Source organism: Bacillus sp. FSL K6-0255, from assembly GCF_045040725.1.
Classification (GTDB): Bacteria; Bacillota; Bacilli; order Bacillales; family Bacillaceae; genus Bacillus; species Bacillus subtilis.
Map to the genome: position 1 here is coordinate 1,716,448 of NZ_CP150278.1, position 12,303 is coordinate 1,728,750.

The following is a 12,303-nucleotide window of genomic DNA, read 5'->3' on the forward strand; positions in this document are numbered from 1 at the left end:
TAGGGGAATCCTACAGAAAAAACGCAGCCTGTAAACGGCTGCTTTCTTCATTATGTATGAACTTACATTTTTTAACGCAGTAAGGTGATGAGTGTGGCAAAGAAAAAACGAAAATCAAGAAAAAAACAGGCGAAACAGCTCAATATAAAATACGAGCTCAACGGATTGCTGTGTATAGCCATTTCAATTATCGCAATCTTGCAGCTGGGGGTAGTCGGGCAAACGTTTATCTATTTGTTCCGCTTTTTTGCTGGAGAGTGGTTTATTTTATGCTTGTTAGGTTTATTGGTGTTAGGAGTCTCACTGTTTTGGAAGAAAAGAACCCCAAGCCTTTTAACGAGACGAAAGGCCGGGTTGTACTGTATCATCGCAAGCATATTGCTGCTTTCTCACGTGCAGCTATTTAAAAATTTGACGCACAAAGGGTCTATTGAGTCCGCAAGCGTGGTGCGCAATACGTGGGAATTGTTTTTAATGGACATGAATGGCAGCTCTGCTTCACCTGATTTAGGCGGAGGGATGATCGGTGCGCTGCTGTTTGCGGCTTCACACTTTTTGTTTGCGTCGACTGGTTCTCAGATCATGGCAATTGTCATGATTTTGATCGGAATGATTTTAGTAACTGGACGCTCGCTGCAAGAAACGCTAAAAAAGTGGATGAGCCCGATTGGACGTTTTATAAAAGAACAATGGTTAGCATTTATTGATGATATGAAATCCTTCAAATCAAATATGCAGTCATCGAAAAAAACGAAAGCGCCGAGCAAAAAACAAAAACCGGCCCGCAAAAAACAGCAAATGGAACCGGAGCCTCCTGATGAAGAGGGGGATTATGAAACAGTATCGCCTCTTATTCATTCAGAGCCGATTATCTCAAGCTTTTCTGATCGTAATGAAGAGGAAGAGTCTCCAGTTATAGAAAAGCGCGCCGAACCTGTGTCGAAGCCGCTTCAGGACATCCAACCGGAGACAGGTGATCAGGAAACTGTTTCTGCTCCTCCTATGACCTTTACAGAGCTCGAAAATAAGGATTACGAGATGCCGTCACTGGATTTGCTGGCAGATCCGAAGCATACCGGCCAGCAGGCTGATAAAAAGAATATTTATGAAAATGCGAGAAAGCTTGAACGCACATTCCAAAGCTTTGGCGTAAAGGCGAAAGTCACACAGGTTCATCTCGGACCGGCCGTAACAAAATATGAAGTATATCCTGATGTCGGAGTGAAGGTTAGCAAAATTGTCAATTTAAGCGATGATTTAGCGCTTGCGCTTGCTGCGAAGGATATCAGGATCGAAGCGCCTATACCAGGCAAATCAGCAATCGGAATTGAAGTTCCAAACGCAGAAGTGGCAATGGTTTCGCTGAAAGAAGTGCTGGAGTCTAAATTGAATGACAGACCGGATGCGAAGCTGTTAATTGGACTCGGCCGCAATATTTCAGGTGAAGCTGTATTGGCTGAGTTAAACAAGATGCCCCACCTTTTGGTCGCAGGCGCAACCGGTAGCGGGAAAAGTGTCTGTGTCAACGGCATTATTACAAGTATTTTAATGCGGGCGAAACCGCATGAAGTGAAAATGATGATGATCGATCCTAAAATGGTAGAGCTAAATGTCTACAACGGGATTCCGCATTTGCTTGCTCCTGTTGTAACCGATCCGAAAAAAGCGTCGCAGGCTTTGAAAAAGGTTGTCAATGAAATGGAGCGGCGGTACGAATTATTTTCTCATACGGGTACAAGAAATATTGAAGGATACAATGATTATATAAAACGCGCCAACAATGAAGAAGGAGCGAAACAGCCAGAGCTGCCTTATATTGTTGTCATTGTGGACGAGCTAGCCGATCTCATGATGGTCGCTTCATCTGATGTGGAAGATTCGATTACGAGATTGTCCCAAATGGCGCGGGCTGCCGGCATCCATCTTATTATTGCGACACAGCGGCCATCGGTGGATGTTATCACAGGGGTGATCAAAGCGAACATTCCGTCACGAATCGCGTTCAGCGTATCTTCACAGACGGATTCAAGGACCATTCTTGACATGGGTGGCGCTGAGAAGCTTCTTGGCCGCGGCGATATGCTGTTTTTACCTGTAGGGGCTAACAAACCTGTCCGTGTGCAGGGAGCATTTTTGTCGGATGACGAAGTGGAGAAGGTCGTCGACCATGTGATTACGCAGCAGAAAGCGCAATATCAAGAAGAAATGATTCCTGAGGAGACAACAGAAACTCATTCCGAGGTTACTGATGAACTTTATGATGAAGCTGTTGAATTAATCGTCGGCATGCAGACGGCATCTGTTTCAATGCTGCAAAGAAGATTCAGAATCGGCTATACGAGAGCGGCGCGCCTGATTGACGCAATGGAGGAACGCGGTGTTGTCGGACCGTATGAAGGCAGCAAACCTAGGGAAGTATTATTATCAAAAGAGAAATATGATGAGCTCTCTTCTTAATGAAGGGAGTTCCGCTTTCTGTAGTCGTCAATAATAGCATTATGTAAACTGGTCACCTTTCTATTTATTTTTTCGACAAAACATGATATAGTTGTCCCAATTGTTCAATAATTTTTATCGAAAGTGGTTTACGGAGGGGAAACATGTCTACAAAAGCTGATAATCGGCACTTGTATTTGAAAGTAATTGAACGAATTAAAGAGGATATAAAAAATGGGATCTACACTGAGAAGGAAAAGCTGCCTTCTGAATTTGAGCTTTCCAAAAAGCTTGGTGTCAGCAGAGCGACGCTAAGAGAAGCCTTGCGGATACTGGAAGAAGAGCATGTGATTATCAGAAGGCATGGTGTAGGCACTTTTGTCCATTCTAAGCCGTTATTTCTTTCGGGCATTGAACAGCTGAACAGTGTAACCAAGATGATAGAACAGGCGAATATGACCCCTGGCACGATTTTTCTATCATCACAAGTACTTATGCCGTCTGAAGATGATACGAAGAGATTTCATTTGGCAGAAGGGCAAGAACTTTTTTACCTTGAACGAGTCAGGACAGCTGACGGACAGCCGATTGTATATTGTATAGACAAAATTCCGATGAATATTTTGCCGAATTCTTTTTCTCATCAGCAAGAATCTATGTTTGACCTGCTTGAGAAAAATTCAGGCTCCGTAATCAGCTATGCAGTAACTGATATAGAACCGATCGGCTATCACGATACCATTTCTCCAGTACTTGAATGCGATCCGGAAACAGCCCTTTTGCTGTTAAAACAAACCCATTACGATCAGCACGATAAACCGGTGCTTTATTCTTTAAATTATTTTAGAGCAGATAAATTCAGATTTCATGTTTTGCGTAAACGATTCTAAAAACGGACGCCTGTATGTGTCTGTTTTTTTATTTGCCCTGATTCATGTTTCTTTGTACATACTTTCATTCCGGTTAACGCAATATATAAGGGATGACAAGAAAGTGAATGGGTGAAAATGTTGAGAGAGAAAAATGGAATGAAAAATATTATTGCATTGTCTTCTGTCCCGCTTGTGATGACACTCGGGAACTCCATGCTGATTCCTGTTCTTCCGATGATGGAGAAAAAGCTGTCTGTGACTTCATTTCAAGTATCTTTAATCATTACTGTATATTCAGTAGTAGCAATTATTTGCATTCCGATTGCCGGATATTTGTCGGATCGTTTCGGGAGAAAAAAAATATTGCTTCCATGCCTCCTCATTGCAGGATTGGGGGGAGCCGTAGCTGCTTTTGCCTCGACCTATATGAAAAACCCTTATGCTATGATCTTGGCGGGGCGGGTTCTTCAAGGCATTGGTTCTGCAGGTGCCGCTCCGATTGTCATGCCGTTTATCGGCGACCTGTTTAAAGGAGACGATGAAAAGGTCAGCGCGGGTCTTGGCGATATTGAAACCGCCAACACGTCAGGGAAGGTACTGAGTCCCATACTTGGAGCCTTACTGGCTTCTTGGTATTGGTTTGTACCGTTTTGGTTTATTCCGTTTTTCTGTTTGATCAGCTTTTTGCTCGTATTGTTTTTGGTGGCCAAGCCTGAAGAAGATGAAGATGCGCCTGCTGTTTCTGAGTTTATTAAGAGTGTGAAGAAAATTTTTAAACAGGATGGTCGCTGGCTTTATACGGTCTTCATTATCGGGTGTGTCATTATGTTTTTGTTATTTGGCGTATTATTTTATTTATCAGATACGCTGGAGAACAAGTATGCTATTGACGGAGTAGCTAAAGGCGGATTACTGGCAATCCCACTTTTGTTTTTGTCAACCAGTTCTTTTATAGCTGGCAAAAAGATCGGTAAAGATAAAGGCCGAATGAAATTTTGCGTTGTTACAGGAATGATTCTGTTAACCCTTTCGTTTATTGCCTTGTGGTGGAACCACAGTTTTTATTTTTTATTTGTCTTTTTAAGCTTTGGCGGGATTGGGATTGGAATGGCTCTTCCTGCTTTAGATGCATTGATAACCGAAGGGATTGAAAGTGAACAATGCGGAACCATTTCCTCCTTTTACAATAGCATGCGCTTTATAGGAGTAGCTCTCGGTCCACCTGTTTTTGCTGCATTAATGTCTAATGCAAACTGGATTATTTTCATACTCTCGGCGTTTTGCAGCATCGTTTCTTTATTTTTAGTGCTCTTTACTGTAGATGCTAAAAAAAGTGAAGAAGAAAAAAACTTAGGGACGGTCTAGCCAGCCGTCTTTTTTTGCGCTTTCTTGCACAGTTTACAACTGTACCTATACAGCATGCGGAGGTTATTGTTTCCTTATAAATCCTACAGTTGCTATAATTACATGAAAGAGTGTTTCTGCGGATGCTGAAAATTGGTCATAATACATACTAATTAAGAAATGAACGAAGGAGGTTCCATATGTCATATGTTAATGAACTCAAATCAAAGCACGGCGGTTTAACCGCACACATTGTAAAAACAGAAAAATTCAAAACCGTCTCGCTTATTTTTAAGATGCTTGCGCCGCTGACAAAGGATCAAGTCACCAAAAGAGCGCTTCTCCCGCATGTGCTTCTTCGCGGAACGAAAAGCCATCCGAAAACCGCAGAATTGCGTTCATACTTGGATGAGCTGTACGGCACGTCAGTATCGGCTGATCTTACGAAAAAAGGAGAGCGGCATGTCATTACGTTCAGGCTTGAAATCCCGAATGAAAAATATTTAAAAGACCAAACGCCGCTTCTCGAGAAAGGGCTCCAGCTTCTCGCAGAACTCGTCTTTTCACCTGCTTTGGAGGGAGACGCTTTTCAGTCACAATATGTGGCTCAAGAAAAACGGACGCTTAAGCAAAGAATCCAAGCCGTCTATGATGATAAAATGCGTTATTCGAATTTAAGGCTGATACAGGAAATGTGCAAAAATGATCCTTACGCGCTTCATGTCAATGGTGAAATCGACGATGTCGATGACATTACGGCAGAGCAATTATACGAAACATACCAAAGCGCTATCCAAAAAGACCAGCTTGATCTATATGTTGTTGGCGACGTGGACAGTAACCAGGTACAATCGGCAATTGATAAGTATTTCAAAACAGAAGAGCGCACTCTTGGCATGATTGAAAACAATCACGCTGATGAAAAAGTTCAGCCAAAAGAAGTAATTGATGAAGAGGATGTCAAGCAAGGAAAACTGAATATCGGCTACCGCACCAGCATCACTTATACAGATCAGGATTATCCTGCTTTACAAGTGTTTAACGGATTGTTCGGCGGATTCTCTCATTCTAAACTTTTCATTAATGTTCGGGAAAAAGCCAGTCTTGCTTACTACGCGGCTTCGCGTATAGAAAGTTTTAAAGGCTTGTTAATGGTGATGTCAGGCATTGAAGTGAAAAATTTTGAACAGGCGGTTTCGATTATTGCTGAGCAATTCCAGGCAATGAAAAATGGCGATTTCAGTGAGCAGGATATAGCACAGACAAAGGCCGTTATTCGAAATCAAGTGCTGGAAACGATTGATACAGCATACGGTTTATCTGAGTTTTTATATCAGCAGGCCGCTGCTCAAGTCGAGATTCCTATCGAAGACTTTCTTGCCAATATTGAGAATGTCACAAAAGAGGATATCATTAAAGCCGGCGAAAAGATTCAGCTTGATACGACTTATTTCTTAAAAGGGACGGAGGGTGCATCTTGATCAAACCAATCGAATATGAACAGCTTCAGGAGACGCTGTATCATGAAAAAATGTCCAACGGCCTTGATGTTTACGTTTTGCCGAAAAAAGGCTTCAACAAGACATATGCGGTCTTTACAACAAAGTACGGCTCGATAGATAACCGGTTTGTCCCTTTAGGTAAAAACGAGATGGTTCACGTGCCGGACGGGATTGCTCACTTTCTTGAGCACAAGCTGTTTGAGAAAGCGGACGGAGACGTTTTTCAAGATTTCAGCAAACAGGGGGCTTCTGCCAATGCGTTTACGTCATTTACAAGAACGGCTTACCTTTTCTCAAGCACATCAAATGTTGAACGCAATTTAGAGACGCTTATCGATTTCGTACAGGACCCATATTTTACTGAAAAAACGGTTGAAAAGGAAAAAGGGATTATCGGGCAGGAGATTAATATGTACGACGATAACCCTGATTGGAGGCTTTACTTCGGGGTCATTGAAAACATGTACAAAGAGCATCCTGTCAGAATTGACATAGCGGGAACAGTGGAAAGCATTTCACATATTACAAAAGACCTTCTTTATGAATGCTATGAAACGTTTTATCACCCGAGTAACATGCTCCTTTTCATTGTCGGCCCTGTAGATCCTGAAGCGATTATTTCTCAGGTAAGAGAAAACCAGGGGAAAAAGCCGTATACTGATCAGCCGGAGATCAAACGAGAAGAAGTGAAAGAGCAAGAAGCGGTTTTCCGAAAAGAAAAAGAGATCAAAATGAACGTGCAGGGACCGAAATGCCTTGTTGGGCTGAAATCCAAAAATCCGTTTAAATTAGGCAAAGAGCTCTTAAAGCATGAACTTTCAATGAACTTATTGCTTGAAGCTCTTTTTGGCAAAAGCTCTGCCCAGTATGAATCACTTTATGAAAAAGGATATATTGACGAAACGTTCAGCTTTGATTTTACTGCTGAATATGGGTTCGGTTTTGCGGCGATCGGCGGAGATACGCCTGAGCCTGATCAATTGGCTGAAGACATTTCAAGCATGCTTTTGCGCGCCGGTGAACTGATTACTGCTGAAAAGATTGAACTTGCCAGAAAGAAAAAGATCGGCACATTCTTAAAAGCGCTGAATTCCCCTGAATACATCGCCAATCAATTTACCCGTTATGCGTTCTTGGATATGAGCCTGTTTGATGTTGTAACGGTACTCGAGCAGATTACCCTCGAGGATGTCCAGAACGTAATACAAGAGGAAATCGCTGCAGACAGACTGACTGTCTGCAAGGTTGTTCCTAAATCATAAACAAAACATCCCTCCAGTGTGAGGGGTGTTTTTCTGCGGAAAGAAGGAAAGAGGATGAACAAAACAGCACTAATCACCGGAGCAAGCGGCGGCATTGGCAAAAGCATCAGCGAAACCCTTGCAGCTAGAGGATACAATCTGCTGCTGCATTACAATACAAATCAAAACGCGGCAGCGGAGCTTGCTGAAAAACTAAGTCAGATGTTTGGCGTAAATGCGGAGATATTACAAGCTGACCTGTCCGCGCAAGATGGAGCAGATAAGCTGACAAGTTCAATTGTTCAGCCGATTGATGCGATTGTTTTAAACAGCGGACGAAGCCATTTTGGGCTGATTACGGATGTAGATAACGCAACGGTCCAGGAAATGGTTCAGCTTCATGTGGCGAGTCCGTATATGCTGACGAGAAACCTTCTGCCAGGCATGATTCGGAATAAATCGGGAGCGATTGTGGCTGTCAGCTCGATTTGGGGAGAGACTGGAGCATCCTGTGAAGTGTTGTACAGCATGGCAAAAGGAGCTCAGCATTCATTTGTAAAAGGATTGGCTAAGGAGCTGGCGCCAAGCGGAATCAGAGTAAACGCCGTAGCGCCGGGTGCAGTTGATACAAATATGATGAATCAATTTACCCCGGCTGAAAAAGAAGAGATCGCTGATGAGATTCCGATCGGCCGGCTGGCCCGGCCGCAAGAAATTGCGGATGCAACAGCTTTTCTCCTGTCTGAAAAAGCGTCATATATCACCGGCCAAATTCTGTCGGTGAATGGCGGCTGGCACTGCTGATCCGAAAATATTCGGTGTATAGTTTCTTTTGCGAAGGACACAATAATCTTGTAACTTCACATGAAATGGAGGAAACAAGCATGTCAGTATTAGAAAACTGGGATAGCTGGAAAAACTTCCTTGGCGACCGTCTGAACTATGCGCAAGATAAAGGTATGAGCCAGGATACGATTACAGATCTTGCGACAGAAATCGGCAGCTACTTGGCTAATGAAGTGGAATCTAAGAACGAGCAGGAAAAAGTGCTGGCAGATCTTTGGAGTGTAGCATCAAAAGATGAACAGCACGCCATTGCCAATATGATGGTTAAGCTTGTTGAAAATAACAGCACTCACTAGGAAGAGAGGGGATTTTTCCTCTCTTTTTTATGTTTTCCTCATCACAGCAACATTCTTCTTTCTAATTAGAGAAAAATGCTTTATGATAAAGGAAGGTAAAATTTTGCCACAATGAAGGGGGTATATCATTTGGCAAAGCTCGAATGGTATTTTGAATATGAAATTCAAGTGAACCGCCCCGGACTGCTCGGGGATATTTCATCTCTTCTTGGGATGCTTTCTATCAACATCGTAACGATAAACGGCGTCGATCTTTCCAGAAGGGGAATGCTCCTCAGGTGCCGCCATATAGATCAAATTAAACGATTAGAATCAATCTTAAAAACGATGGAAACAATTAAAGTAACGAAGCTTAGAGAACCGAGGCTTCGCGACCGTCTTGCCGTACGCCACGGCCGTTATATTCAACGGGATGCCGATGACAAGAAAACGTTCCGCTTTGAACGGGACGAGCTTGGCTTATTAGTCGATTTTATGGCCGAATTGTTCAAAAAAGAAGGCCATAAATTAATCGGAATCAGAGGTATGCCGCGTGTCGGGAAAACGGAATCGATTGTAGCCTCTAGTGTGTGTGCGAGCAAAAGGTGGCTGTTTGTGTCATCAACCTTGCTGAAGCAGACGATAAGAAGCCAGCTGATTGCCGATGAATACAGCACTGAAAATGTCTTTATCGTTGACGGAATTGTGTCAACACGAAGAGGGTCAGAACGCCATCTCCAGCTGGTCCGAGAAATCATGCGGCTGCCTGCAACAAAAGTGGTGGAGCATCCGGACATATTCGTTCAAAATACAGAGTATACACTAGATGACTTTGATTATATTATTGAACTGAGAAATGACCCTGATGAGGTTATTACATATGAACATGCCGAGGAACCCCAAATGTTTGATCAATCCGGGTTTTCAAGCTTTGATTTTTAAAATTGGAAGGTGTTTGTTGTGACTGAACTAGGAATCCGGCTCAAAGAAGCCAGAGAGGAAAAAGCAATGTCATTGGATGATCTCCAAGCGGCAACAAAGATTCAAAAAAGGTATTTAACCGCCTTGGAGGAAGGAAACTATGACATTATTCCGGGGAAGTTTTATGTTCGGGCATTCATCAAGCAATATGCAGAAGCCGTTGGGCTTGATGCGGATCAGCTGTTTGAGGAGCATAAAAAAGATATCCCTAATACGTATCATGATGATGTGTCTGAAAAGATCTCCGGCATGAATCTTCAAAAGGAAATGCCAAAGCCAGCATCTAAGGCGCTGGAGCTGCTGCCAACGATACTTGTTATTCTCGGCGTGATTGTCGTGATTGCCATTGTGTACGCGATCATTCAGTTTGCCAATCACAAAAACAGTGATGATCACAATGCGGCATCAGAAAAAGCAATTACGCAAAGTGAGAGCAAGTACGAAATCCCTAAAGATTCAACGCTGAAAGAGAATCAAAATAACAGCTCTGAAAAAGAGACAGACACTAAAAAAGAAACGAAAGAAAACGAAGATAAGAAAAAAGAAAATGACAGTGAGAAGCTGGAGATTAAAGCTGCTGGCACTGAAGGATCGTTAACGACTTATGAAGTGTCCGGCGCTGATAAAATCGAGCTGGAACTGAAGGCATCAGACAGCTCCTGGATTCGAGTGCGCGATGAAAACAGCAGCTCTTTAAAAGAAGGAACGCTGAAAAAAGACGAAACCTATAAAAAAGACATAACTGATCAGAAACAAGTTGATATCCGCACCGGATATGCACCTAATCTGAAAATAAAAATCAACGGTAAGGTTCTTTCATATGAACTTGATCCGAAAAAAGTGATGGCACAAACCATAAAGATTGTAAATAAAAAGGAAGAAAAGTCATCTTAATTATCAGATGACTTTTCTTCACGTCCGAGTATGAAATTGGAGGGGCTTTATGTTTAACTTACCAAATAAAATCACACTAGCTAGAATCGCATTAATCCCAATCTTCATGATTATCATGCTGGCGCCGTTTGACTGGGGCAGGCTCGAAGTTGGAGACGAATCGATCCCGGTCGCACATTTGGCGGGGGCCATTCTATTTATTATTGCATCTACAACAGACTGGGTGGACGGGTATTATGCCCGAAAATTAAATCTCGTAACAAACTTTGGGAAATTTCTTGATCCGCTTGCGGACAAGCTGCTCGTATCCGCAGCGTTAATTATCCTTGTTCAATTTGATCTCGCTCCAGCTTGGATGGTCATTGTGATTATCAGCAGGGAGTTTGCCGTGACAGGTTTAAGGCTTGTTTTGGCCGGAACAGGAGAAGTCGTAGCTGCTAACATGCTTGGTAAAATCAAAACCTGGGCACAGATTATTGCGGTATCCGCATTGCTTCTTCATAATCTTCCATTTGAACTTGTGTCATTCCCGTTTGCGGACTTGGCGCTGTGGGTAGCCGTCTTCTTTACTGTCGTTTCAGGCTGGGAATATTTCTCTAAAAACTGGGAAGCGTTAAAAACATCTAACTAAGAAAGAAGGACTTCGTCATGGAATTTCCAAAAAAAGCAGAAATAATTGCAGTCGGTTCAGAGCTGCTGCTTGGCCAAATCGCCAATACAAATGCTCAATTTATCAGCAAACAGCTCGCTGAAATCGGGGTCAACGTATTTTATCATACAGCGGTCGGAGATAACCCGGAGCGGCTGAAGCAGGTCATCCGCATTGCTGAAGAACGCTCTGACTTCATTATTTTTTCAGGAGGGCTTGGACCCACAAAAGATGATCTGACGAAAGAAACGATTGCAAATACGCTGGGACGTCCGCTTGTGTTAAATGATGAGGCATTCCAATCCATTGAGGACTATTTCAAACGAACAAAACGCACGATGTCACCTAATAACCGAAAACAGGCGCTTGTGATCGAAGGCTCTGACGTGCTGGCGAATCACTTTGGAATGGCCCCGGGAATGCTCACAGAGCATGAATCGCGCTATTATATGCTTCTTCCTGGACCGCCGAGCGAATTGCGTCCAATGTTTGAAAACGAGGCAAAGCCTCTTCTGCTGAAAAAGATGGGTTCAAATGAAAAAATTGTGTCAACTGTTCTTCGCTTTTTCGGTATCGGTGAATCTCAGCTTGAAGCCGATTTGGAAGATATTATTGATGCACAAACCAATCCGACAATTGCGCCTTTGGCGGCTGATGGAGAGGTGACGCTGCGTCTGACAGCCAAACACGCCGATGAAAAGGAAACAGAGCGTCTGTTAAAAGAAACAGAGGCCGTTATCTTAGAGCGTGTCGGTGAATTTTTCTATGGTTACGATGATACTTCTCTTGTAAAAGAGCTATCTATAGCGTGTAAGGAAAAAGGCATAACAATTTCTGCGGCAGAAAGCTTTACCGGAGGGCTGTTTTCTGAATGGCTGACGGATCATAGCGGTGCCTCAAAATTATTTGCCGGGGGCGTTGTTTGCTATACAAACGACGTGAAGCAGAATGTGCTTGGTGTCAAGAAGGAAACATTAGATCGTTTTGGGGCGGTCAGCAAGGAGTGCGCATCCGAACTGGCTAAGGGTGTTCAAAAACTCACTGGCAGCGATATCGGCATTAGCTTTACTGGTGTAGCAGGACCTGATGCTCAAGAAGGGCATGAGCCTGGGCATGTGTTTATCGGCATTTCCGCAAATGGTAAAGAAGAGGTTCACGAGTTTCACTTTGCGGGCTCCAGAACGGGGATCAGAAAACGCGGCGCTAAATACGGCTGCCATTTAATCTTAAAGCTTTTAGAGCAAAAATAATATTTTCAGCACA

The 12,303-nt window shown here is 43.1% G+C and carries 11 protein-coding genes; all 11 read left to right on the forward strand.

Annotated elements, in window-relative coordinates; translation table 11 throughout:
• Window positions 1–93: 93 nt before the first annotated feature.
• The 11 genes from spoIIIE (at window position 94) to MHB62_RS08995 (ending at window position 12,290) form a co-directional block, all read left to right on the forward strand.
• Window positions 94–2,457, forward strand: coding sequence for a DNA translocase SpoIIIE (spoIIIE, locus tag MHB62_RS08945; protein WP_015252077.1), 2,364 nt, complete (start codon window positions 94–96; stop codon window positions 2,455–2,457).
• 143 nt (window positions 2,458–2,600) lie between these two features.
• Window positions 2,601–3,326, forward strand: a complete 726-nt coding sequence (locus tag MHB62_RS08950) for a GntR family transcriptional regulator (RefSeq protein ID WP_003245732.1) — start codon at window positions 2,601–2,603, stop codon at window positions 3,324–3,326.
• Window positions 3,327–3,464: 138 nt separating this feature from the next.
• Window positions 3,465–4,673, forward strand: a complete 1,209-nt coding sequence (bcbE, locus tag MHB62_RS08955) for a bacillibactin exporter BcbE (RefSeq protein WP_010886509.1) — start codon at window positions 3,465–3,467, stop codon at window positions 4,671–4,673.
• 179 nt (window positions 4,674–4,852) lie between these two features.
• Window positions 4,853–6,133: an EF-P 5-aminopentanol modification-associated protein YfmF gene (gene yfmF / locus MHB62_RS08960; protein ID WP_003245064.1), complete on the forward strand. Its 1,281-nt coding sequence runs from the start codon at window positions 4,853–4,855 to the stop codon at window positions 6,131–6,133.
• Window positions 6,130–7,416 (forward strand): EF-P 5-aminopentanol modification-associated protein YfmH, encoded by a 1,287-nt coding sequence (gene yfmH, locus MHB62_RS08965; protein WP_003244823.1) that lies wholly within the window; start codon window positions 6,130–6,132, stop codon window positions 7,414–7,416. The genes yfmF and yfmH overlap by 4 nt, the downstream gene beginning before the upstream one ends.
• 54 nt (window positions 7,417–7,470) lie before the next feature.
• On the forward strand, window positions 7,471–8,199 hold the full coding sequence (gene ymfI / locus MHB62_RS08970) for an elongation factor P 5-aminopentanone reductase (protein WP_003244676.1): 729 nt from the start codon (window positions 7,471–7,473) through the stop codon (window positions 8,197–8,199).
• Between the two features lie 80 nt (window positions 8,200–8,279).
• On the forward strand, window positions 8,280–8,537 hold the full coding sequence (locus MHB62_RS08975) for a DUF3243 domain-containing protein (protein ID WP_003245199.1): 258 nt from the start codon (window positions 8,280–8,282) through the stop codon (window positions 8,535–8,537).
• Window positions 8,538–8,666: 129 nt separating this feature from the next.
• The gene (locus MHB62_RS08980; protein ID WP_003220998.1) at window positions 8,667–9,458 is read left to right on the forward strand and encodes a YmfK family protein; all 792 of its coding nucleotides are present in this window, start codon (window positions 8,667–8,669) and stop codon (window positions 9,456–9,458) included.
• A gap of 66 nt (window positions 9,459–9,524) precedes the next feature.
• The gene (rodZ, locus tag MHB62_RS08985) at window positions 9,525–10,391 is read left to right on the forward strand and encodes a cell shape determination protein RodZ (RefSeq protein WP_010886511.1); all 867 of its coding nucleotides are present in this window, start codon (window positions 9,525–9,527) and stop codon (window positions 10,389–10,391) included.
• Between the two features lie 49 nt (window positions 10,392–10,440).
• A complete protein-coding gene (gene pgsA / locus MHB62_RS08990; protein WP_003244753.1) occupies window positions 10,441–11,022 on the forward strand; it encodes a CDP-diacylglycerol--glycerol-3-phosphate 3-phosphatidyltransferase in 582 nt (193 codons plus the stop codon).
• A 17-nt stretch (window positions 11,023–11,039) separates the two neighbouring features.
• Window positions 11,040–12,290 (forward strand): competence/damage-inducible protein A, encoded by a 1,251-nt coding sequence (locus MHB62_RS08995; protein WP_003231847.1) that lies wholly within the window; start codon window positions 11,040–11,042, stop codon window positions 12,288–12,290.
• Window positions 12,291–12,303 lie beyond the last annotated feature (13 nt).

What these genes read in the sequence shown, in the direction of transcription:
- MHB62_RS08950 (WP_003245732.1), top strand. Translation starts at nt 2,601, where the DNA reads ATGTCTACAAAAGCTGATAATCGGCACTTGTATTTGAAAGTAATTGAA.
- bcbE (WP_010886509.1), top strand. Translation starts at nt 3,465, where the DNA reads ATGAAAAATATTATTGCATTGTCTTCTGTCCCGCTTGTGATGACACTC.
- yfmF (WP_003245064.1), top strand. Translation starts at nt 4,853, where the DNA reads ATGTCATATGTTAATGAACTCAAATCAAAGCACGGCGGTTTAACCGCA.
- ymfI (WP_003244676.1), top strand. Translation starts at nt 7,471, where the DNA reads ATGAACAAAACAGCACTAATCACCGGAGCAAGCGGCGGCATTGGCAAA.
- MHB62_RS08975 (WP_003245199.1), top strand. Translation starts at nt 8,280, where the DNA reads ATGTCAGTATTAGAAAACTGGGATAGCTGGAAAAACTTCCTTGGCGAC.
- rodZ (WP_010886511.1), top strand. Translation starts at nt 9,525, where the DNA reads ATGTCATTGGATGATCTCCAAGCGGCAACAAAGATTCAAAAAAGGTAT.
- pgsA (WP_003244753.1), top strand. Translation starts at nt 10,441, where the DNA reads ATGTTTAACTTACCAAATAAAATCACACTAGCTAGAATCGCATTAATC.
- MHB62_RS08995 (WP_003231847.1), top strand. Translation starts at nt 11,040, where the DNA reads ATGGAATTTCCAAAAAAAGCAGAAATAATTGCAGTCGGTTCAGAGCTG.